Genomic DNA, 20,570 nt, shown 5'->3' with positions numbered 1-20,570 from the left:
CATGGCCGAGGCCGGGATTGATGCCGCGCCGCCCGACAGCTCGCGCCTCGCGCGCCAGCTGGCGCAGCGGATCGCGACCTACCTGCACGCCGCGGCGGTGGCCGAAGGAAGCCGGCTGACCGAGCGCGCGATGGCGGAACAGCTCCGCGTGTCCCGCTCGCCGGTCCGTGCCGCTCTCCGCCTGCTCGAGGCCGAGGGCGTCGTCCGCCGCATCCCGCAGGGCGGCTACGCCGTGCACCGCGCGATCAGGCGTCCCCCGCGCCCGGCCGGCGACCCGGAGGAGACCCTCTTCCTGCGGATGGCCGACCTGCATCTCGCCGGCCAGGTCGGGACCCGCGTGAGCGAGCGCGCGCTGTGCCGCCTGCTCGACGCGCCCCGGGCGGCGGTGCTGCGCATCCTCGGCCGCGCGGCCGAGGAGGGCTGGGCCGAGCGCCTGCCCGGCCGCGGCTGGGCGCTGCTGCCCGTGCTCTCCACGCCTGAGGCGCTGGCGCACAGCTACCGCCTGCGGATGGCGATCGAGCCGGCCGGACTGCTCGACCCCTCCTTCCGTCCGGACGAGGCGGCGCTCCGCGCGATCCGGGCGGAAATCGAACTGGCGGCTGCCGACCCGAACGCCACGCCGGCCGCGCTCTTCGCGCTCGGGCTCCGCTTCCATGAAACGCTGATGCGCCAATCCGGCAATCCGCTCCTCATGGAGGCCCTGGCCCGGGTGAACCGCGTGCGTCGCCTGGCCGGCTACCAGAGGAACGTGGACCGGGCGCGCCTGATCCAGCGATGCCGGGAGCACGTCGCCCTGCTGGACCTCGTGCTGGCGGGAAACCGGCGCCAGGCCGCGCGGCGGCTGCGGCGGCACATCGCCGCGGACCTGCGGGACAAGTTCGGGAACTGACCCCCGCTCAGTCCGCGATCTCAAGCTCCACCAGCGGCGCGTGCTGCTGGCCGCCATAGGCATCGCCGTCATCGATGTCGCACTGGATATAGGGCCGGGGGATGGAGACCTTCACCGCCCGCGCGGCGTCGTGGGCGAACAGCATCACCTCGGATTCCGGCACGCCGTAGAGGGCCGCGAAGCGCGAGGCGGTCAGGACCTTGCTCGCGACCACCCGGCGATACGTGGCCTCGTCGTCGAACATTACGTCGAAGGTCAGCATGAACGGTCCGGCGTTCTTGGACCGGATGAGCTGCGCGAGGTCGCCGAGGATCGCCATCGCTCAGACCTCCATCATCTCGGTGCGGAACATCTCGGTCGGGCTGTCGGGCACCACCACGTGGTTCAGGTTGTAGCGGTAGACAGGCCCCCGCTCCATCTCTGCCGGGGTGAAGGGAAAGGCCAGGCCGCTGATGAGCCCCCGCCATTCCGGGATCGGGAAGTGCAGGGCGAAATGGGCGAAGGACTTGGCGATGCTGCGCGCCACCGCCTTCTCCTTCGCGGTGATCGTGAAGATCAGGCCCGCCTCGTGCCCCAGCTCGGCGTGGCGCGGCTCCAGCTTCCCCATCACCCCGTCCCGGCCATACACGCGCACGCGGATTGCGTAGTCGTCGGGACCGACGCGGCCGCCGAACATATCCTGCACGCGCTCGGCATAGCGGGCCCGCATCCGGTCCAGCCAGTCGTCGAGCTGCCGCAGGATGAACGGCTCCCGCACGCCCGAAACGATGACGTACTGGTGGCCGACCAGCTCCGCCCCCTCCAGCTTGATCGTCACGCGGTTCGCGGCCCGGAAGGCCGAGCCGCGGACGCGCACGGTACGGTCGTCCAACGCCTCATAGGTCGCGGGACCCGTGTCGATCGTGCCCGACGGCTCCACGATCAGGTACGGATCCGCATTCTCGTACAGCGTGTGGGACGCGACGCTCTGCGGCGTGCAGCGCCCTTCCGGATCGAGCGGCGCGATATCGAAGTGGTCGTCCCGGACCCAGGCCATGATGCTGTCCGGCCGCTTGCGCTGCGCGGTCGCGGCCGTGCCGCACTCCAGCGTCTTGGCCGCGTGCCAGGCGGGCCCCGCGCCGGCGCCGCGCATCAGCGGCACGCAGGCGAAGAGCGAGGTATCCGTCGCCCGCCCCGCCAGCACGACCTTCGCGCCGGCGTCGAGCGCGGCCTCGATCGGTTCATGCCCCATGACGCCGACGATGCGGGACGAACGCCGGATCAGATCCGCATCCACCGGCATGGGCGGGGAGAGCGGCAGCACGCGCCCCTCCTCCAGCCGCTGCACCAGCGGCTCCGGCTCCTGGTCCGCGCGAATGAGGGCGAGCCGGAAATGCAGCCCCTCTTCCCGCGCGATGTCGAGCACCACGTCCCGCAGTCCGTCCACCCCCGCGTCGCAGCCGCTGAAGCCGCAGGAGCCGACGATCATGGGAATGCCGTGCCGGATGGCGCCGCGCAGCATCAGCCGCAGGTCGCGCCCCGTCGCCTCTGCCGTAAAATACGGCGTGCCGCTGCCGAGATAGGCCGGGCCGCCATCCGTCGATCCGGCATCGCAGGCGATGACATGAGGCGCGAGGGCCAGCCCACGCTCGAAGGAGGATTCGAGAAAGCCGGAGCCGAGCATCCCCGTGGCGGCAAGAACGCGGACCTCCACCATGCTGCCCTCCTCAGGCCATGTGCCAGCGGCCGAGGTAGCTGCGCCCGCCATCCGGGATGATGACGGAATCGCTGTCCGCGTAATCCGCGTAGAAGATGTAGCCGCCCTCTACGCTGACCGATCGCATCGCGCTCTGGTGCGTGTGGGTGTTCACGACATGCGCGATCTCGATCGGCAGGCCGTGGGCGAAGACCTTGTGCGTGGCGTAGACGGCGTGCTGGATCAGCTTGCCCATCCGGCTCTTCCGCGCCGGCAGCACGCCCGCCGCGTTCGGCGCCGCGCCGGGTACGGGCTCGCACTCCATCGGCTTGCTCACGTCGTGCAGCAGCGCCATGGCGATCAGGTGGTCGCGGTTGTAGGCGGTACCGCTCTCGGCCTTCGCGACCTCGGCCAGGGCCAGCGCCATGCGCGTGACGATCCGGATGTGATCCGTCAGCCGCCGCTCCTTCTCCGCCTCCAGGTTCTTTGGAATGGCCCGCAGGTCGTCCCAGGGGCACTCGGCCGCCACCTCGGTCCAGATCGCGGTCACGCCGCGCCGGATCGCCGAATCGGCGATCTCCCCCAGTTCGGGAAACAGGCCGAGAAGCCTGCCCTCGTCGATCGTCACGGGCATGACCGCCTCCTCAGCGCCGGGGGGAGGCGGTCTCCACCGTCTCCTCCTCGATCGCGTACATGTCGTCCAGGCCGATCAGGTCCTCGATCGCTTTGCGGGCGCCGACGAAGGTGGCCTCGCTGTCACCGCTCCAGGCGCCGGTCGCGCGCAGCTCCGCCAGCATGCGCCGGTTCGCCTCGAAGGCCGTCAGCAGCATGATCTGGGCGTCGATGCAGGCGGCGTAGCCCATCTCCTTCAACTCATTGATCGTGAAGATCGGCCGCCCATCGCGGTTTCCGCGGCTCATGACATAGACCAGAGGCAGGCGGCAGTCCCGTGGCGCGCGCTCCGCCTCGTCCCGGTTGCGGGGAAACAGAAGGCCCATATCCGCGCCCTCATCCGCCGCGCGGTTCAGCCGCTCCGCCGCCGGCGCCAGGCCGAACTCGCGGCACACATCGGTGCGGGCGATCACGACGAAGTCCTTGTCCACCGCGTCGCGCTCCCGGCAGGCATGGCGGATCTTCATCGCGAACTCCTCCGCGGGGATGCCGTGCACCTGGTACTTGTGGTAGTGCGCGCGCTTCGGGAACAGCTGATCCTCGATATGCACGCCGGCGATCCCGGCCCGGATGAATTCCCGCACCGTGCGCCGCGTGTGCAGCGGCTCCCCGAAGCCGGCGCCGGCATCGGCCACCACGGGGATGCGGATCTTTGCCGCCACTTCTTCCGCGATCGCGACCTGCTCTGTCATCGTGAGCAATGGCTCGCTGACGACGCGGGAGGCGCCGCTCACATAGCCCCCGACATAGGTGGCCTCGAACCCCGCGGCCTGGACCAGCCGCGCCCCGAGCGGGTCGTAGACCGAGGGCATGTGAAGGAAGGTGCGGGCGGAGAGAAGGGCGCGCAGCGCCGCGGCATGGCTCGGCAAGATCGTTCCCTCTGCGCCGCCTTTGCGCGGCGCTCGTCCGGTACTATGGTCGCCAAAATACCAACGGGTCAACCGGCGCCCCGAAGGCCGCAGGAGGAAGGTTCGTCATGCAGGCTCCGTCCCGACGTTCTCTGCTCGCGGCCGGCCTAGCGGCCGCGTCCCGTCCCGCGCTCGCCCAGCCCGCCGCCGGATTCCCCAACCGCCCCGTGCGACTGGTGGTTCCCGCGGCGCCCGGCGGCTCCGCCGACATCGTGGCCCGCATCCTCGCCCAGGGCATGACGGAACGGCTGGGCCAGCAGGTCGTCATCGAGAACCGGGCCGGCGCCGGCGGCCTCGTCGCCTCCGAGTTCGTGGCCAACGCCCCGCCGGACGGGCACATCCTCGCCTTTTTCACCCTCTCCGCCGCCGTGCTGAATGACGCGCTGCAGGAGCGTCCGCCGATCGACATCCGTCGCGCGCTGAAGCCGGTCTCCATCGTCGGCACGCTGCCGCAGCTCATCGTCGTGAACCCCAGCGTGCCGGCGCGCACGCTCCGGGACTTGATGGACCTCATGCGCAGCCGCCCCGGTCGCGTGACCTATGCCTCGTCCGGCCCCGGCACGATCCTCCATCTCGGCGGCCACATGCTGGCGATGCAGGCCGGCGCGACCGCGGAGCACATTCCCTATCGCGGCGCCGGCCCGGCGCTGAGCGATGTGGTCGCCGGCAACGTGAACTTCATGGTGGAGGGATTTCCCTCCCTCCTGCCCTTCATCCGCACCGGCCAGCTCCGTGCCCTGGCCCTGGCGGCCCCCACACGCAACGCGAACCTGCCCGATCTTCCCACCACGGATGAGGCAGGCCTCCCCGGCTTCCATGTCGCGAACTGGCACGCGGTCTTCGCGCCTGCCGCCACGCCGCCGGCCGTCATGACCCAGCTGGAGACCGCGGTGCGGGAGGCCATGGCGGTTCCCGCCGTGCGGACCCGCCTGACCGAGACCGGGCTGGACCTCGTCGGCTCCACCGCGGCCGAGGCCGCGACCTTCTGGGATGAGCAGTTCCGGCTCTGGGTGCCGGTGGTCCGCGCCTCCGGCGCCAAGGCCGAGTAGAGGCAGATCGCGCCAGCCGGCTCGCCCGGTTCAGACCGGATCGATCGGAGCTCGCCCGGCGAGCACCGCCGCGACATTGTCCAGCGCCCGAAACCCCATCGCATCACGCGTCTCGACCGTGGCGCTGGCGACATGGGGTGTGAGGAACACGTTCGGCAGGGCCGCGAGGCGAAGATCGAAATCCGGCTCCCGCCGGAACACGTCGAGCCCGGCGGCGAAGAGCTGCCCGGATTCCAGCGCCTGGATCAACGCGTCCTCGTCCACCAGCGATCCCCGGGCCGTATTCACGAAGACCGCGCCGCGCGGCAGCAGCCCGAACATCTCCGCCGTCATCAGCATCCCCGCCGCCCCGCCGGGCAGGTGCAGGGACAGGATGTCGCAGCGCGGCAGCATCGCGCGCAGCTCGGGCACATATTCCGCGTCCCCCTCCTGCTCCGGCGATAGACGGCGCCGGTTGTTGTAGAGGATGCGCATCCCGAAGGCGCGCGCCCGCTGGGCCACGGCCTGCCCGATCCGTCCCATGCCAACGATGCCCAGCGTCTTCCCGCCGGGGCGAATGCCCAGCATGTCCGGCATGCCAAAGGACTGGCGCCAGCCCGACCGCATGACCCGCTCATATTCCGAGGCCCGGCGGCAGGCGCCCAGGATCAGCAGCAGCGCCAGGTCTGCCGTGCAATCCGTCAGCACGTCCGGCGCATTGGTCACGATCACGCCCCGCGCGCGACAGGCCGCCACGTCCATGTGGTCGGTGCCGGCGCTCGGGTTGGCGATGATGCGGAGAGAGTCCGGCAGCGCGGCGGCATGCGCCGCCGTCAGCCGCACCGTCGGCCCGCTCAGCACGGCAGCGATGCCCTTCTCGGTCACGACCTGCAGCACCGCGTCCGCATCCATATCCGCGTCGGCCATCACGGCATCGAACTCGTGCTGCGCCCGCGCCGCCACGGCCTCCGGGACACGCCGCGCGACAAGCAGGCGGGGAGGGGCACCGCTCATTGGCGCTCGATCCGCGCGCTCTGCGCCACCCGCGTCCAGCGCTCCACCTCGCCGCGCACGAAGCCCTGCGCCTCGGCGGGCGGGCTCCCCACCACCTCCGCGCCCAGGGCGGCCATGCGCTCCCGCATGGCGGGCGCCCGCAGCGCCTCCGCGGCATCGGTGGCGATTCGGCCCGCCAGCGCGGCCGGCAATCCGGCCGGCCCCAGCAGCGCCCCCCAGGTGGAGGCGATGAAGTCGGGATAGCCCGCCTCGGCCATCGTCGGCACGTCGGGCAGGGCCGCCAGCCGCTCCCGGCTCGGCACGGCCAGCGCCTTCAGCTTGCCCGTCTGGATATGGCCGAGCGCGGCCGGCAGCGTGTCCACCATGAAGGCCACGCGCCCGGCCATGAGGTCCGGATGGGCCGCCGTGCTGCCGCGATACGGGATCTGCTCCACCTCCGCCCCGGTGAGCATGTTGAACATCGCGCAGTAGAGCCCGCCCGTGCCGACGCAGGTCGCGCGCGCCGGCGTGTCCTTCGCGATCCGCACGAGGTCCGCCACCGAGTTCGCCGGGAAGTCCGGGGCCACGACCAGCACGATCGGCACCTGATACAGGACCGTGATCGCCGGCACGTCCCGCAGCACGTCATAGGGCGTGCGGTAGAGCGGCGCGTTCACCGCGTGCACGATGGAGGTGCAGGCGAGGGTGTGGCCATCCGGCGGCGCCTTCGCCACCACATCCGTGCCGATGATCCCGTTGGCGCCTGCGCGGTTCTCCACCACGACGGGCTGCCCCCATTTCGGCGTCAGCGCCTCGGACAGCAGGCGGGCCGCGATGTCCGCAGCCCCGCCGGGCGTGAAGGGCACGATGATCCGCACCGTGCGGGTGGGCCAGGGAGATGACGTCTGGGCCTGCGCCGGGGCGCCGCGCGCCGACAGCAGGGCCGGCAGCGCGAGCGCGGCGCGACGGGAGATGCTCATCCTCGGACTCCTCCTTTGCCCGGTCGGTCGTCGCCGCGCGGGCCGTTTCGGTCACGTGGGGCCGGCGATCCTCCGGACGGGTGCCGGCCGGCCATCGGGCATCGCGCGCAGCTCGGCCCTGCTCAGGCGGCTTGCCCGGCGCGCGAGGCGCCGAGGGCGCGTCGCAGGATCGTCGGGATCATGCCCCCCGCGCGCAGCAGGGCCACCTCGCGCGCCGTCTCCACCATCGCGGTCGCGACGCCCGGCAGCACCTCACCGGAGGCACGCCGGATCGTCACCGGCACCGCCGCGCGCGGCACCAGGGCCGCGAGGTCGAGGCCGACCTCCACCGTGTCGCCCGGAGCGAGGCCGAGCTCCGCCGGCCGCCACTCCTCCGGCAGCCGCAGCGGCGTCACGCCCATGCCGACAAGGTTCTGCCGGTGGATGCGCTCGAACGAGTTGGCGAGCACGGCGCGCGCGCCCAGCAGCGCCGCCCCCTTCGCCGCCCAGTCGCGGGAGGACCCGGTCCCGTACCGCTCCCCCGCCAGGATCACCACCGGCAGCCCAGCATTCCGGTACAGCGCCGCCGCGCGCCACGCCTGCATCGCCTCCCCGGTCGGCGCGAACACCGTTCCGCCCGCGCGCAGGCCCCTCCCGAGGTGGTTCACCACATGCCGGTTCGTGAACAGCCCGCGCAGCAGCACCTCCCAGTTGCCACGGCGAGAGGCATAGACGTTGAGGTCGCGCGCGTTCTCGCCGCGCTCGACGAGCCAGGCCGCCGCATCGCTGTCGCGCGGGATCGCGCCCGCCGGGGAGATGTGATCCGTCGTGATGTCATCCCCGAGCACGAGCAGCGGACGCGCGACGAAGCCCGTTGCCCCCTCCGCCCGCGCGCCGAAGGACACGAAGGGCGGCGGCCGGAGGTAGGTGGAATCCGGGTCCCACGGAAAGCGCGTCGTCGTCGGCGCCTCCAGCGCCGCCCATTCCGGCGAGCGGTCCGCCTCCTCCCCGGCGGTCGCGATATCGGCCGGATCGGTGCCGGCCAGCACCGCCGCCTCGATCTCGGCCGCACGCGGCCAAAGCTCCGACAGAAGGACGGGCCGCCCCGCCCGATCCGTCGCGATCGCCTCCCGCGTCACATCCAGCCCGGCCCGCCCCGCCAGCGCATAAGCCACGACCAGCGGCGGCGAGGCGAGCAGGGCGTTCTCCACCTGCGGATGCACGCGCCCCGGGAAGTTGCGGTTACCCGACAGCACCGCCACGGGCCGCAGTCCCGCCGTCTCCACCGCCTCCGCCACGGCGGGCAGCAGCGGCCCGGAATTGCCGATGCAGGTGGCGCAGCCATAGCCCGCGATGCCGAATCCGAGCGCCTCCAGTTCCTCCAGCAGCCCCGCCCGGCGCAGCCGCCGCTCCGCCGCCGGCGACCCGGGCGTCAGCGAGGTCTTCACCCACGCCGGCACCTGCAGCCCGCGCGCCCGCGCTTTGCGTGCCACCAGCCCCGCCGCGACCAGCAGCCCGAGGTCGGACGTGTTGGTGCAGGAGGTGATGGCCGCGATCGCCACCGCATCCGCCGGCATGTCGCCCACCGAAGGCGCAGGCGGCAGCTTCGCCGCGACCTCGCCAGGGTCCAGCCGGTCCTGCGGCCGCCGCGGCCCGGCAACCGAGGGCCGCAGCGCCGCCAGATCCAGGTCCAGCACCTCCGTGTAGCGCGGCTCCCCCGCCGGATCGTGCCAGAGCCCCAGTGCCTTCGCCGCCGCCCCCACCAGCGCCACCTGCGCCGCATCCCGCCCGGTCGAGCGAAGGTAATCCAGCGTGTGCCCGTCGATCGGGAAGCAGCCCGTCGTCGCCCCGTATTCCGGCGCCATGTTCGCGACCACGGCGCGCTGCCCTGCCGTCAGCGTGCCGACGCCCGGCCCGAAGAACTCCACGAACTCGCCCGAGATCCCGTGCTGGCGCAGCATCTGCGTCACGGCCAGCGCCAGGTCGGTCGCGAAGCTCCCCTCCGGCAGCGCGCCCGTCAGCCGCACCCCGATCACCTCCGGCACGCGCAGCGAGACGGGCACCCCGAACATCGCCCCCTCCGCCTCGATGCCGCCCACGCCCCAGCCGAGCACGCCGATGCCGTTCACCATCGGCGTGTGGCTGTCCGTGCCCACCAACGTGTCGGGCACGGCCCATTCCTCGCCGTCCCGCACCTCCGTCGCGATCACCGTCGAGAGGCGCTCGAGGTTGATCGTGTGCATGATGCCCGTGCCGGGCGGAAACACCCGGAACCCCCGCACCGTCGCAGCCGCCCACTTCATGAAGCGGTAGCGCTCGGCGTTGCGGGCCATCTCGTTCGCCATGTTCCGCCGCGCCGCATCCGGCACCGCCGAGACGTCCACCGGCAGCGAATGGTCGGTCGAGGTCGCGACGGGAATGGCCGGGTTCAGCAGGGACGGGTCGCCCCCCGCCTCCGCCAGCACGTCCCGCATGGCCGCGATGTCCGTCAGCGCCGGCCCGCAGGTCGTATCGTGCATGAGGATGCGCAGCGGCTGGAACGGAATCTCCGCCTCCGACCGCCCGGTCGCGAGCCAGCCGAGGACCGCGTCCCGCCCCATCGCCCGCACCTCCGCCTCGGGCTGGCGGAGCACGTTCTCCAGCAGCACGCGCAGGCACCAGGGCAGCCGGGCCAGGGTGTCCGGCCCCCCGACCGCAGCCGGCAGGTCGACCACCCGGCGGGTCCCGAAGGTCCCGCGGAGCATCTTCGACGTTGGGAGCTGAATCTCGTGCATGGAACAGGCCGCTTCCTCATCCCGCGGCAGGACGTCGCCCCGTCGCGGTCGAGGCAGGGTAGCACGGATGTGGGCCATGGGCGGGGTCCACCGGACCCCGCTTCAGCCAGACCGGCCCCGGAGACCGCGATTCATCGCCGCGAGCGTCCCTCGGGCCGCGCGCGCCGTCCGATCCGGCGCGGTGCGACCGGCCGGCGGGAGAGTCACCCGACCCTCCGGGCGGCCCAGCGCATCCCGCCGGTTCAGCCCGGCTGCGCCCCGGAGGCCCGGATGATGCCCGCCCATTTCTCCGTCTCCTCGCGCATGAACCGTCCCAGCTCCTCAGGGCTGCTCGGCGTCGGCTCCAGGCCGTGGCCGGCCAGGATCTGCGTCACCTCCGGGTCGGTCAGGGCCGCGCGCACCGCCGCGTTGAGCCGGTCCACGATCGCCGCGGGAAGCCTGGCCGGCCCCAGCAGGGCATACCAGTTCGCCACCTGATAGCCGGGCAGCCCGCCGCTCTCGGCCACGGTCGGCACGTCGGGCAGCAGGTCCGAGCGCTGCGGCGTGGGCACCGCGAGCGCGCGCAGCCGCCCGGACGCGATGTGCGGCAGCGCCGTCGGCGCGCTGGCGAAGGAGAAGTCCATCCGCCCCGCCAGCAGGTCGTTCATCTGGGGCCCGCCGCCCCGGTACGGCACATGCGTCGTGCGGATCCCCGCCATCTGGTCCAGCAGCGCACCGCCGAGATGGCCCGCACCGCCCACCCCGGAGGAGCCGTAGGACAGCTGCTCCGGCCGCGCCCGGGCCGCCGCGATCAGGTCCTGCACGCTGTGCCAAGGGCGGCTGGACGGCACGACGAGCACGTTCAGCACGTTGACCGTGATGCTGATCGGCGTGAGGTCCGTCAGCGGGTCGAAGGGCAGGTTGCCGAACAGCGTCGGGTTGACCGTCATCCCGCCGACGGTGCCGCCCAGCAGGGTGTAGCCATCGGGAATCGAGCGCACGACCTGATCCGTGGCGACGTTGCTCCCGGCGCCCGGCCGGTTCTCGATCACCACCGTCTGGCCCAGCGCGCGCGTCATCCGCGGCCCGATCACGCGCAGGGTGGTGTCGTTCGACCCGCCGGGCGACTGGCCCAGAACCACGCGGATCGCGCGCGCGGGATAATCCTCCTGCGCCCACGCCGGCCGCGACACGAGCCCCGGCAGGACGAGGCCCGGCAGGACGCCGGCCAGCAACCCTCTCCTCTGCATCCCTTGTCCTCCCGTCTCGCCGGGCTCGGGCCCGGTCGTATTCGACTTTCCGACGTCTCGCTCGGTCGGCGAAACCGCAATCTGCGCCCCGGACGCAGGCTCATCCGTTCTGTCAGTTGCGGTGAACGCCTGACCTGCCGCGCCTCCATCTCCGACCTTCACGAAGGCCTGAGGAAGCAGGACGCATGACCCTGTCCGCGGGGCCGCGCCAGCCCCTCATCCCGGGCCATCACATCGAGGCGGCGAAGCGCCGCGCGACCGGTTCCCACCGCCGCCGCTCGCTCTCGATGAACGCTGCGAATTCCTCCGGCGTCCCGGGCTGCACCTCCAGCGTCTGATCGCGCATCCGCGCCGCCAGCGCCGGATCGCTCAGCGCCGTCCGCAACGCCCCCGACAGGCGCGAGACAACGGGGCGCGGCACCCCGGCCGGGCCGACGACGCCGTACCAGGCCGTGGCCGAGAAGTCCCGCAGGCCCGCCTCCTGCAGCGTCGGCGTGTCCGGCAGCGCGGTGATCCGGCTCGGCCCCATCACCGCGATCGGCGTGATGCGCCCCTCCCGCATCATGGTCGCGCCGGAGCCGGTGGTGACGAGGAACTCCAGCTGCCCGCCCAGCAGGTCGCGCAGGGCAGGGGCCCCGCCCCGATACGGGACATGGGTCAGCTGGATCCCCGTCGCCTCCTGCAGCATCTCCCCCGCCAGATGCTGCGTCGTGCCGGTGCCCGCGCTGCCGTAATTCATCCGCCCCGGGGCGCGGCGCGCCGCCTCCACCACCTGGTCCAGCCGCGTCAATCCCAGGTCGTTCCGTGCCGCGAAGATGTTCGGCGAGAAGGCGCCGAAGCCGATGGGCGTGAGGTCCTTCAGCGGATCGAAAGGTAGCGTGCGGAACAGGATCGAGTGGTAGGTCATCGGCCCGGTGCTGGCGAGCAGGAAGGTGTGGCCATCCGTCGCCCGGGCCGTCATCTCCGTCCCGATGTTCCCCGCCGCGCCGGTGCGGTTCTCCACCACCACGGTCTGCCCCAACTCCGGTCCCGTCGCCGCCGCGATGGCGCGGGCGAGCTGGTCCGCGGCGCCGCCCGGCTCGAAGGTCGCGATCAGGCGGACCGGCCGGTTCGGCCATTCCTGCGCCCAGGCGGGATGCCGGACGGCGGGCAGGGCGAGGGCGGCCGCACCCGCCAGGACATGTCTCCGAAGGGCCATCAGGCCACGTCCTCCACCACCAGATCGTCCTTCAGCGCCGCGCTCAGCGCCGCGCCGGCCGCGCCACGCGGATCACCCATCGCGGAGAGCAGGGCGCCAGCTCCCCTAGCCGTGCCGCCGCCATGCCGGAAGCAGTCCACGGCCTTGGCCATCAGCTCCGCCTCGCTCAGCGGATCTTCCGCACCGCCGCGCAGCGCGTCGCGCCGTTGCGACAGCACCCGGCCATCCTTCAGCCGCAGCGACACCTCGGCCCAGCGCGGCAGCAACGGCCCCGCCGCCTCCTCGGCCGTGACCTGCGGCAGGAACGCCTGGAGCGCCGGGCGCCGCACCGCCGCATCCGAAAAGGTCGCCAGCCCCGGCGTTCCGTCCGCGAGGGCGGCCGCCATCGCGTACTCCATGGAGAACTTTGCATCGAGGCCGGTCGTGGGTCGGTGATGGATCAGCGGCGCGAGCGCGCCCGCCGACACTCGGACGCGCGCGGCTGCCACATCGCCCAGCCCGAGCCCATGCTCCTCCCGCAGCGCCAGCACGGCATCCAGCGCCCGGTGCGTCGCGTAGCAGAGCGGATACTTCTTCACCTCCAGCCCATGCCGAAGCAGGGCACGCGGCCCGGCCGACGGAAGGGAAAGGTCGGGGCCGCCGCCCAGGCGCGCGAAGCCCATCGCGCCATCCAGCGCATCCGGCGCCGCGTCGAAGCCGAGCTTCGCCAAGCGGGCGGCGCGCAGCCCGGTCAGGTTCGCGTTCCCGGCCTGCACCGACTTCGCCATCGTGCCGAAGCTCGCCCGCGTGCCGGCGGCCTGGGTGACGGCGAGGCCGATCGCGTGCGCCACGCGCGCCGCATCCAGCCGCAGCAACCGCGCGCAGGCGGCCGCGGCCCCGATCGCGCCGATCGTCGCTGTGCTGTGCCAGCCCAGGGCATAATGCGGCGCGGCCATCGCGACCGACAGCGCGGCGATCACCTCGAACCCCGCCACATAGGCCACGACGACATCCTCGACGCGAAGACCCTCCGTCTCCGCGATGGCGAGGATCGCGGGCAGCATCGCGACCGAGGGATGGCCGCGCATCGCCGAGGTGACATCGTCGAAGTCCAGCACGTGGGCGATGACGCCGTTCGCCCAGGCCGCTTCCTCCTCCCGCACACGGAGTGCGCCGCCGGCCGTCCAGAGCGTGCAGGGCCCTTCGCCCTGTCCCGTCGCCCGCCGCACCGCCAGGCGTGCCGCCGGCTCATCGCGCGCCGCGATGCTGACGGCCACCGTGTCCAGCACGGCGCGCGCCACCAGCGCGCGCTCCGCCGGAAGCAGCGCCGAAGCCTCCAGTCCGGATGCGATCGCCGACAGGCGCTCCGTGACGCTCTCCGGGCCGAGGTTGGGCGCCGCACTCAAGGCCGCATCCCGCCCGCGCCGCGACGATCCGCGCTGACGTGCCGTGCCACGCTCGCCTCCATCCCCTGTCGTTGTTCTCCGGCCCGGACGTGGTCGCGGGTCGCGCCGGGCGCGTTGGTCACGCCGCTCGCTGCTTGACCTTACGAAGTCGCTGGGAGTAACGCTAGACCAAACAAATATTCGATTTGCACTGCAAATCAGGCCTGATCCGTGCGGCATAAGCCTGCGCAGGACAGTTCCCGGGGAAGGTTCGGCCATGCACCATCTCACCCTCGCCTTGCCCCGGACCGCCCGGTCCACCTCCCTGCGCTGCGCCGCACATCGGCGGAACGTGCATCATGCAGCCGGGCGGGAGGGCTGAGCGATGCCGACCTCCATCACGCGGGCGCTGGGCGCCTTCGTCAGCGGCCTGCGTTTCGGGGCCATCCCGGCGGATGCCGTCGCGGTCGCGCGCACCGGTTTCGTGGACTGCGTGGGCGTCATGATCGCCGGCCGGGATGAGCCGGTGGTCGGCATCCTCCGCGACACCCTCCGCGCAGGCGGACCTCGCGGCGAGGCCGCGCTCACCTTCGGCCCGCTCCGCGCCCCGGCGCCGGAAGCGGCCTGGATCAACGGAACCGCCGCCCACGCGCTGGACTACGACGACGTCGCGCTGCGCGGCCATCCCAGTACCGTGCTCGTCCCCGCCATCCTGGCGGAGGGTGAGGCGCTCGGCGCGACCGGCGCCGACATGGTCGCGGCCTACATCGCGGGCTACGAGGTCTGGGCGGAACTGACCGCCCATGACCAGGACTTCCACCACGAGAAGGGCTGGCACCCCACCGGTGTCTTCGGCGCGATCGGCGCCGCAGCAGCCTGCGCCCGCCTTCGCGGCCTGGACCCCGACACCGCCGCCCAGGCGATCGCGCTCGGCGCCTCGCAGAGCGCCGGCCTCGGTGCGAACTTCGGCACGATGACGAAGCCGTTCCACGCCGGACGCGCCGCGCATGCCGGCGTCATGGCCGCCCGCCTCGCCGCCGCCGGCCTCACCGCCTCGCTCGATGCCATCGAACACCCGCGCGGCTTCCTCTACGCCATCTCACCGCATGGGCGCGTGACCGGCCTCGACGCGCCCACCGAGGGCTTCGGGCGCGACTGGCGCATCCTGGAGCACCGCCTGAGCATCAAGAAGTTCCCGATCTGCTACTGCGGCCACCGCGCCACCGACGCCATGCTGACCTTGCTCGCGCGCCGCCCCCTCCGGCCCGACGAGATCGCATCCATCGAGGTGACCACCAGCCGCGCCCACGCCGGCACGCTCCGCAACGCCCATCCGCAGACCGGGCTGGAGGCGAAGTTCAGCATGCAGTTCGACATGGCCTGCGCGGTGATCGCGGGGAAGGTTGGCCTGGTGGAACTCTCCGACGCCTTCGTGCAGCGCCCAGACGTGCAGGCGCTGATGGCGCGCGTCACCGTCACGCCGACGGACGAGGCCGACCCCATCGCACCGGGCTACGCCCCCGCGGACATCGTCCGCGTCGCGCTCCGGAGCGGCGAGCGGATCGAGGAATCCGTGCGCCGTGCCCGCGGCCACGCCACCGTCCCGCTAACCGACGCGGAACTGCGCGCGAAGTTCATTGATTGCCTTCAATCCGCGGGCGAAGGGCGGCGAGCCAATGCCCTCTTCGATCGCCTCAACAATCTCGCGACGCTCGGCGCCGCAATGGAGCTGGACGTCGCCGCGTAACGCGCCGCCCACACGATGAGCGCCCTGCGGTTTACACGGCCAGCGCCCGCTTCTAACCTGCCTGTCTGCGAGATTATCACTCGCATGTCGAATAACCGGGCTGACCGTGAGCCGATCGCCCCCTTCCGGGAGATAGGATTGTCTGAGGATCTGCGGCCCAAAACAGGCACGGCACGATGCTGCCTCCGGCGGGTGCCATGACGGGACCGCTGGCAGGGCTGCGCGTCATCGAGGTCGGCGTCGCCATGGCCGGCCCCTTCTGCGCCATGACGCTCGGCGACTTCGGCGCGGATGTGGTGAAGATCGAGCGTGTCGGCGCCGGCGATGACAGCCGTTCCTGGCCGCCGCACTTCTCGGGCGCGATGGGCTACTATTTCGGCTCGGCCAACCGGAACAAGCGCAGCGTCGCGCTGGACTTGAAGTCGCCGGAGGGCGCCGCCGTCGCACGCCGCCTGGCCGAAGGCGCTGACATCCTCGTCGACAACTACCGTATCGGCGCCCTCGCGCGCGCCGGCCTGGACTGGGACAGCCTGCACGCGGCCAACCCGCGCCTGATCTACTGCTCCATCAGCGGCTTCGGCGCCACCGGCCCGCGCGCCGAGGAACCGGCGAACGACCTTTTCATGCAGGCCTATGCCGGCGGCATGAGCATCACCGGGGAGGAGGGCGGCGGCCCCGTGAAGATGGGCATGTCCGTCGCCGACATCGGCGCCGGGATGCTCGCCACCATCGGCGTCATGATGGCCGTTGAGGCGCGTCACCGCACGGGCCGCGGCCAGCGCGTCGACACCTCCCTGCTCGAGGGGCAGATGTCCATGCTCGCCCATTTCGTGACCCGCTACTTCGCGTCGGGCGAGGTGCCCGGGCCCAGCGGCAGCGGCGCGCTCACCAGCCCGACCTACCGCGCTTTCAGGGCGTCCGACGACTGGATCGTCATCTCCGCCTTCAACCAGCGCATGTGGCGTGGCCTCTGCACGGCGCTGGACCGACCGGAATGGATCGACGATCCGCGCTTCTCCGACGCCGCCCGCCGCGTGACGAACCGGCTGGCGCTGATCGACCTCATCGGCGCGGCCATCGCCCCGCATCCGGTCGCCCACTGGGAGAACAGGCTGAAGGCGAACGAGGTGCCGTGCTGCCCGATCAACCGCCTGGACAAGGTGACATCCGAAGAACAGGTCCGCGCCCGGGAGATGATCGCGGAGATCGACCTCCCCGGCCTCGGCCCCATGCGGATGGCCGGCCTCCCCGTGAAGCTCAGCGAGACGCCGGCCGACATCGCCCTGCCGCCACCGCGCCTCGGCCAGCACACGGCGGAGGTGATGCGCGACGCCGGCTATGCCGAGGCGGAGATCGAGACCCTGGCCGCCCGCGGCGCCATCGGCCTCGATGAGGGATGGCGTGAGGGCGATCAGCCCCGGCGCGCCCGCTGAGCGTGAGGCGGGAAGGAGAGGATCGGATGCGATGGCGCTGCTGACGGACGAGGTGCGGGCTTATATCGGGCGGGAAGGTCCCCCCTTTCCCGCCTGCGACACGGTCGAGGCCGGGGCGGTGCGCCGCTACGCCCAGGCGATCATGGACGCCGATCCCGCCTATGCCTCCGCCGAGGCGGGGGCGCGCTACGGCGGTGCGGTGGCGCCGCCCCTCTACCCCTCCTTCATGTTCCGCACGCCCTTCGGCGCACCCGACGTCCTGACGGACCGCGCGCACGACCCCGACTTCGACGGTATCGTCATGGGTGTCGGCAACGGCCTGCCCGAACTCCCGCTGCACGGCCTGGCCCTCCTCAACGGCGGTGCCGAGGTGGAATTCTATTCCTACGCCCGCCACGGCGAGCGCGTGCTGCAAAAGTCCCGCTACGCCGATATCCAGGAGAAGCAGACGAAATCCGGCCCGATGCTCCTCGTGATCATCGAGACCGAATTCACGACCGAGGCCGGCCAGCTCCTGCTGCGCGCCCGCAAGACCATCATCCGGCGGTGACCACCATGCAGGACAGACGGAATTTCGAGGATGTATCGGTGGGCGACAGCGTCGGCCCGCTCGGCAAGGGGCCGTTCACGACGCCGCACCTCATGCGCTGGTCCGCGGCGATGGAGAACTGGCACAAGATCCACTACGACCAGCCCTTCGCCACCGGCCATGACAAGCTGCCGGGCCTGCTGATCAACGGCTCGCTGAAGCAGCAGTTCATCGCCCAGCTTCTGAAGGACTGGGCCGGGCGCGACGGCTGGATGTGGCAGGTGAAGTTCCAGTTCCGCGCCATGAACGTCGCGGGCGAGACCCTCTCCGTTTGGGCCCGGGTGACAGGCAAGCGGGAGGCACCGGATTACGGCCTGATCGACCTCGACGTCGGCATCAGCAACGAGAAGGGCGTGGAATCCACCCCCGGCACCGCCGTCGTCGCGCTGCCCTACCGCGGGCGCCCGGCGGTGCCCTATCCTTTCGTGCCGCCGCCCTCCGCCTGACTGTGGAACGCGAACCGCACTGCCGATTCCTTGACCCGGAAAGATCGGCGCGAGTAGCGTCAAGGCAGCATAGGCTATCCGCAGAACGGATTGAGCCCCTTCGAGAACGGCGCATCACGAGGATCAGGCCGGCCTGACCTCCCACCACGGGAAACGCCATGAACTTCGGATACACGCCTGAGCAGGAAGCCCTGCGCGACGAGGTCAACGCCTTCGTCGCGGAGCATGTCACGCCGGAGGTGCTCGGCGACCGGGAAGCGCAGGACGACGTCATGCGCGGCACCGGCGGTGACCCCTTCGGCCCTCACATGCGCGAACTGTTCGGCAAGCTTCACGCGCGCGGCTGGCTCGGCATCGCCTACCCCAGGGAATATGGCGGCCAAGGTGGCGACCGCATGAGCCAGTACATCGTGGAGGAGGCCTTCATGCGCGTGGGCCTCAACATCAGCCTCAGCGGCAGCGGCGCGCCGGCGATCATGGCGGCCGGCACGGAGGAGCAGAAACGCTACTTCATCCCCCGCCTGATCAACCGGGAGATCCACTTCGCGCTCGGCTTCACCGAGCCCCATGCCGGGGCCGACCTCGCCAACCTGCGCTGCCGCGCGACGCGGGACGGCGACCACTTCGTGATCAACGGCCAGAAGATGTACACCACATCGGGCCATCTCTCGACGCACATCTACCTCATGGCCCGCACCGACCCCACGCTGCCGAAGCGGGAGGGCGTGTCCATCTTCCTCATCCCGATGGATACGCCCGGCATCACCGTCCGCCCGCTCTGGTCCATCCAGAACAACCCCCGCGCCCCGCTCGGCACGACCTACGGAGAGGCGCGCACGAACGAGACGTTCTTCGACAACGTCCGCGTGCACGAGAGCACCCTGCTCGGCGGGGAGAACAAGGGGTGGAAGGTGGCCGCGGACGGCCTCAACCTCGATCGGGTCGGCGCCTTCCGCTACGTCATGTCGATCCGGCGGGACGAGGACATCGTCAACTGGATCAAGGAGACGGACCTCGAAGGATACGCCGACAATCCAGCGATCCGCGACAAGGTGGCGGAGCTCTGGACCGAGGCGCAGGTCTGCCGCCTGATGACCATGCGCAGCATGTCCATCGTCCAGCGCGGCGGCGACTTCGCCTATGAGGGCGCGGCCGAGAAGGTCTGGGCGCCGGAGCACGGCGTCCGCACGACGGAGGCGATCACGCAGATGCTCGGCCCCTACGGCCAACTCCTGCGCGGCTCGCCCCACGCGGTGGAGGAGGGCGGTTTCGCGCACAACGTGCTCGGCGCCTTCCAGTCCGGCATCAACCATGGCGGCGTCACGATCATGCGGGACCAGGTGGCGCGCCGCGGCCTCGGCATGCCGGGACCGCGCCGCCCGAAGGCGGCGGCGAAGTCATGAGGCAGGCAAAGCGGCGTCCGACAGAGATGGTGGGCCACTGACATGGATGTCCTTCCGACCGACGAACAGGAAATGGTCCGCGCCGCAGCGCGCAGCTTCCTGGAGAGCGAGTGCTCACCGAAGCTCGTCCGCGCGATGGAGGCCGATCCGCTCGGCTGCCCGCCGGAACTCTGGCGCAAGGCGGCCGAGCTGGGCTGGCCCGGCATCTCCTTGCCCGAGGCCTATGGCGGCTCCGGCCTCCCGCTGACCTATCTCGGCCTCATCCTGCAGGAGGTTGGCCGCGCCGTCGCACCGCTGCCGCTGCACAGCACGGTCACCGCAGCCCTGACCATCGCCGAGGCCGGCACGAAGGCGCAGTGCGAAGCAATCCTGCCCGGCGTTGTCGCGGGCGACCGGATCCTGACCTGGGCCTTCCACGAGACGGACCCCCGCCTCCAGTCCACGGCCGTGCAGATGAGCGCCGTGCCGGAGGGCGACCACTACGTCCTGTCCGGCCGCAAGCTCTTCGTGGACAACTTCGTCGCGGCCGATACCTTCCTTGTCGTCTGCCGCACCGCACCGGCCCGATCCGGTAACGCCGGCCTGTCCCTCTTCATCGTGGACACCAAGGCGGAAGGCATCTCGCAAACGCCCCTCATCACGACCGCCAAGGACAAGCAGAGCGAGGTCACGTTCGACCGCGTCCGCGTCCCGGCCGCCAACCTGATCGGCCGCGCGAACGAGGGCTGGCCGATCGTGGAGCGCATGCTGGACCGCGCGACGGCCCTGCTCTGCGCCCAGATGCTCGGCGCCGCCCGCAAGGATGCCGAGCTCGCCATCGACTACGCCAAGATGCGCGAGGCCTTCGGCCAGCCCATCGGCGCCTTCCAGTCCATCCAGCACATGTGCGCCGACATGATCATCTGGGTGGATGGCGGCGAGCTCCTGACCTATGAGGCGCTCTGGCGCATGGACGAAGGGCTGCCCCATCAGGTGGAGGTCTCGCAGGCAAAGTCCTTCTGCAACGAGAAGTGCCTGGCCTCCGCGCGCAACGCGCAGATTATCCACGGCGGCATCGGCTTCATGATGGAGCTGGACCTGCACCTCTGGTACCGGCGCATCGCCGCCTGGGGCATGCGGCTCGGCACCGCCTATGAGCACCGCGCCCGGATCGCCGAGGCCCTGATCGACCAGCCCGGCCGCGTCGTGCTCGGAAAGCCCGTGCCGGTGGTGCAGCCCTCCGCGGAACCGCAACAGAACCGCCGCGTCGCGTAACGCGGGGTC

18 protein-coding genes are annotated in these 20,570 nt (G+C 71.6%); 8 read left to right on the top strand and 10 right to left on the bottom strand.

All coding sequences use genetic code 11. The features are described from left to right. The first annotated feature begins 1 nt into the window (after position 1). Complete coding sequence (locus ACP6CK_RS09370; protein WP_426958618.1) at positions 2–889, top strand: GntR family transcriptional regulator; 888 nt, start codon at positions 2–4, stop codon at positions 887–889. A gap of 7 nt (positions 890–896) precedes the next feature. Here ACP6CK_RS09370 and ACP6CK_RS09365 read toward each other — a convergent pair whose 3' ends face one another. Genes ACP6CK_RS09365 through ACP6CK_RS09350 form a run of 4 tightly spaced genes read right to left on the bottom strand, consistent with a single transcriptional unit; the run spans position 897 to position 4,105 of the window. After that, a complete protein-coding gene (locus tag ACP6CK_RS09365) occupies positions 897–1,208 on the bottom strand; it encodes a DUF4387 domain-containing protein (RefSeq protein ID WP_426958617.1) in 312 nt (103 codons plus the stop codon). Between the two features lie 3 nt (positions 1,209–1,211). After that, a complete protein-coding gene (locus ACP6CK_RS09360) occupies positions 1,212–2,585 on the bottom strand; it encodes an acyclic terpene utilization AtuA family protein (protein ID WP_426958616.1) in 1,374 nt (457 codons plus the stop codon). A 10-nt stretch (positions 2,586–2,595) separates the two neighbouring features. After that, positions 2,596–3,198, bottom strand: coding sequence for an HD domain-containing protein (locus ACP6CK_RS09355; protein ID WP_426958615.1), 603 nt, complete (start codon positions 3,196–3,198; stop codon positions 2,596–2,598). 10 nt (positions 3,199–3,208) lie between these two features. Further along, positions 3,209–4,105 (bottom strand): isocitrate lyase/PEP mutase family protein, encoded by an 897-nt coding sequence (locus ACP6CK_RS09350; protein ID WP_426958614.1) that lies wholly within the window; start codon positions 4,103–4,105, stop codon positions 3,209–3,211. Positions 4,106–4,212: 107 nt separating this feature from the next. Here ACP6CK_RS09350 and ACP6CK_RS09345 point away from each other — a divergent pair, with 107 nt between their 5' ends. Next, positions 4,213–5,193 carry a Bug family tripartite tricarboxylate transporter substrate binding protein gene (locus ACP6CK_RS09345; protein WP_426958613.1) on the top strand — a complete coding sequence of 327 codons (981 nt, stop codon included), beginning with the start codon at positions 4,213–4,215 and terminating at the stop codon, positions 5,191–5,193. Positions 5,194–5,223: 30 nt separating this feature from the next. Here the strand turns inward: ACP6CK_RS09345 and ACP6CK_RS09340 are convergent, their stop codons facing one another. The 6 genes from ACP6CK_RS09340 to ACP6CK_RS09315 all read right to left on the bottom strand — a co-directional run bounded on the left by ACP6CK_RS09340 (position 5,224) and on the right by ACP6CK_RS09315 (position 13,710). After that, positions 5,224–6,186 (bottom strand): 2-hydroxyacid dehydrogenase, encoded by a 963-nt coding sequence (locus ACP6CK_RS09340; RefSeq protein ID WP_426958612.1) that lies wholly within the window; start codon positions 6,184–6,186, stop codon positions 5,224–5,226. Next, positions 6,183–7,145, bottom strand: a complete 963-nt coding sequence (locus tag ACP6CK_RS09335) for a tripartite tricarboxylate transporter substrate-binding protein (RefSeq protein WP_426958611.1) — start codon at positions 7,143–7,145, stop codon at positions 6,183–6,185. Before ACP6CK_RS09335 ends, ACP6CK_RS09340 begins: the two co-directional genes overlap by 4 nt. Positions 7,146–7,267: 122 nt before the next feature. Beyond that, positions 7,268–9,898 carry an aconitate hydratase AcnA gene (gene acnA / locus ACP6CK_RS09330; protein WP_426958610.1) on the bottom strand — a complete coding sequence of 877 codons (2,631 nt, stop codon included), beginning with the start codon at positions 9,896–9,898 and terminating at the stop codon, positions 7,268–7,270. Between the two features lie 242 nt (positions 9,899–10,140). Beyond that, the gene (locus tag ACP6CK_RS09325) at positions 10,141–11,127 is read right to left on the bottom strand and encodes a Bug family tripartite tricarboxylate transporter substrate binding protein (RefSeq protein WP_426958609.1); all 987 of its coding nucleotides are present in this window, start codon (positions 11,125–11,127) and stop codon (positions 10,141–10,143) included. Positions 11,128–11,356: 229 nt separating this feature from the next. Further along, entirely contained in the window at positions 11,357–12,325 is a 969-nt protein-coding gene (locus ACP6CK_RS09320) for a Bug family tripartite tricarboxylate transporter substrate binding protein (protein ID WP_426958608.1), read from the bottom strand. Further along, positions 12,325–13,710, bottom strand: coding sequence for an MmgE/PrpD family protein (locus tag ACP6CK_RS09315; protein WP_426958607.1), 1,386 nt, complete (start codon positions 13,708–13,710; stop codon positions 12,325–12,327). Before ACP6CK_RS09315 ends, ACP6CK_RS09320 begins: the two co-directional genes overlap by 1 nt. A 364-nt stretch (positions 13,711–14,074) precedes the next feature. Between ACP6CK_RS09315 and ACP6CK_RS09310 the strand changes: the two genes are divergently transcribed. The 6 genes from ACP6CK_RS09310 (at position 14,075) to ACP6CK_RS09285 (ending at position 20,561) form a co-directional block, all read left to right on the top strand. Then, entirely contained in the window at positions 14,075–15,436 is a 1,362-nt protein-coding gene (locus tag ACP6CK_RS09310; RefSeq protein ID WP_426958606.1) for an MmgE/PrpD family protein, read from the top strand. A gap of 197 nt (positions 15,437–15,633) precedes the next feature. After that, positions 15,634–16,869: a CaiB/BaiF CoA transferase family protein gene (locus ACP6CK_RS09305; protein ID WP_426958605.1), complete on the top strand. Its 1,236-nt coding sequence runs from the start codon at positions 15,634–15,636 to the stop codon at positions 16,867–16,869. Positions 16,870–16,900: 31 nt separating this feature from the next. Then, positions 16,901–17,419 (top strand): FAS1-like dehydratase domain-containing protein, encoded by a 519-nt coding sequence (locus ACP6CK_RS09300; RefSeq protein WP_426958604.1) that lies wholly within the window; start codon positions 16,901–16,903, stop codon positions 17,417–17,419. Between the two features lie 5 nt (positions 17,420–17,424). Then, entirely contained in the window at positions 17,425–17,904 is a 480-nt protein-coding gene (locus ACP6CK_RS09295; RefSeq protein WP_426958603.1) for a hypothetical protein, read from the top strand. Positions 17,905–18,062: 158 nt separating this feature from the next. Continuing rightward, the gene (locus tag ACP6CK_RS09290) at positions 18,063–19,307 is read left to right on the top strand and encodes an acyl-CoA dehydrogenase family protein (RefSeq protein ID WP_426958602.1); all 1,245 of its coding nucleotides are present in this window, start codon (positions 18,063–18,065) and stop codon (positions 19,305–19,307) included. 42 nt (positions 19,308–19,349) lie between these two features. Beyond that, positions 19,350–20,561, top strand: coding sequence for an acyl-CoA dehydrogenase family protein (locus ACP6CK_RS09285; RefSeq protein WP_426958601.1), 1,212 nt, complete (start codon positions 19,350–19,352; stop codon positions 20,559–20,561). Positions 20,562–20,570 lie beyond the last annotated feature (9 nt).

This window comes from Muricoccus radiodurans, from assembly GCF_050154705.1.
GTDB lineage: Bacteria > Pseudomonadota > Alphaproteobacteria > Acetobacterales > Acetobacteraceae > Roseomonas > Roseomonas radiodurans.
The sequence above is the reverse complement of the archived record's forward strand: the minus strand, read 5'-3'. Positions and strand labels throughout refer to the sequence as shown.

What these genes read in the sequence shown, in the direction of transcription:
- ACP6CK_RS09370 (WP_426958618.1), top strand. Translation starts at nt 2, where the DNA reads ATGGCCGAGGCCGGGATTGATGCCGCGCCGCCCGACAGCTCGCGCCTC.
- ACP6CK_RS09365 (WP_426958617.1), bottom strand. Translation starts at nt 1,208, where the DNA reads ATGGCGATCCTCGGCGACCTCGCGCAGCTCATCCGGTCCAAGAACGCC.
- ACP6CK_RS09360 (WP_426958616.1), bottom strand. Translation starts at nt 2,585, where the DNA reads ATGGTGGAGGTCCGCGTTCTTGCCGCCACGGGGATGCTCGGCTCCGGC.
- ACP6CK_RS09355 (WP_426958615.1), bottom strand. Translation starts at nt 3,198, where the DNA reads ATGCCCGTGACGATCGACGAGGGCAGGCTTCTCGGCCTGTTTCCCGAA.
- ACP6CK_RS09345 (WP_426958613.1), top strand. Translation starts at nt 4,213, where the DNA reads ATGCAGGCTCCGTCCCGACGTTCTCTGCTCGCGGCCGGCCTAGCGGCC.
- ACP6CK_RS09340 (WP_426958612.1), bottom strand. Translation starts at nt 6,186, where the DNA reads ATGAGCGGTGCCCCTCCCCGCCTGCTTGTCGCGCGGCGTGTCCCGGAG.
- ACP6CK_RS09335 (WP_426958611.1), bottom strand. Translation starts at nt 7,145, where the DNA reads ATGAGCATCTCCCGTCGCGCCGCGCTCGCGCTGCCGGCCCTGCTGTCG.
- acnA (WP_426958610.1), bottom strand. Translation starts at nt 9,898, where the DNA reads ATGCACGAGATTCAGCTCCCAACGTCGAAGATGCTCCGCGGGACCTTC.
- ACP6CK_RS09325 (WP_426958609.1), bottom strand. Translation starts at nt 11,127, where the DNA reads ATGCAGAGGAGAGGGTTGCTGGCCGGCGTCCTGCCGGGCCTCGTCCTG.
- ACP6CK_RS09320 (WP_426958608.1), bottom strand. Translation starts at nt 12,325, where the DNA reads ATGGCCCTTCGGAGACATGTCCTGGCGGGTGCGGCCGCCCTCGCCCTG.
- ACP6CK_RS09310 (WP_426958606.1), top strand. Translation starts at nt 14,075, where the DNA reads ATGCCGACCTCCATCACGCGGGCGCTGGGCGCCTTCGTCAGCGGCCTG.
- ACP6CK_RS09305 (WP_426958605.1), top strand. Translation starts at nt 15,634, where the DNA reads ATGACGGGACCGCTGGCAGGGCTGCGCGTCATCGAGGTCGGCGTCGCC.
- ACP6CK_RS09300 (WP_426958604.1), top strand. Translation starts at nt 16,901, where the DNA reads ATGGCGCTGCTGACGGACGAGGTGCGGGCTTATATCGGGCGGGAAGGT.
- ACP6CK_RS09295 (WP_426958603.1), top strand. Translation starts at nt 17,425, where the DNA reads ATGCAGGACAGACGGAATTTCGAGGATGTATCGGTGGGCGACAGCGTC.
- ACP6CK_RS09290 (WP_426958602.1), top strand. Translation starts at nt 18,063, where the DNA reads ATGAACTTCGGATACACGCCTGAGCAGGAAGCCCTGCGCGACGAGGTC.
- ACP6CK_RS09285 (WP_426958601.1), top strand. Translation starts at nt 19,350, where the DNA reads ATGGATGTCCTTCCGACCGACGAACAGGAAATGGTCCGCGCCGCAGCG.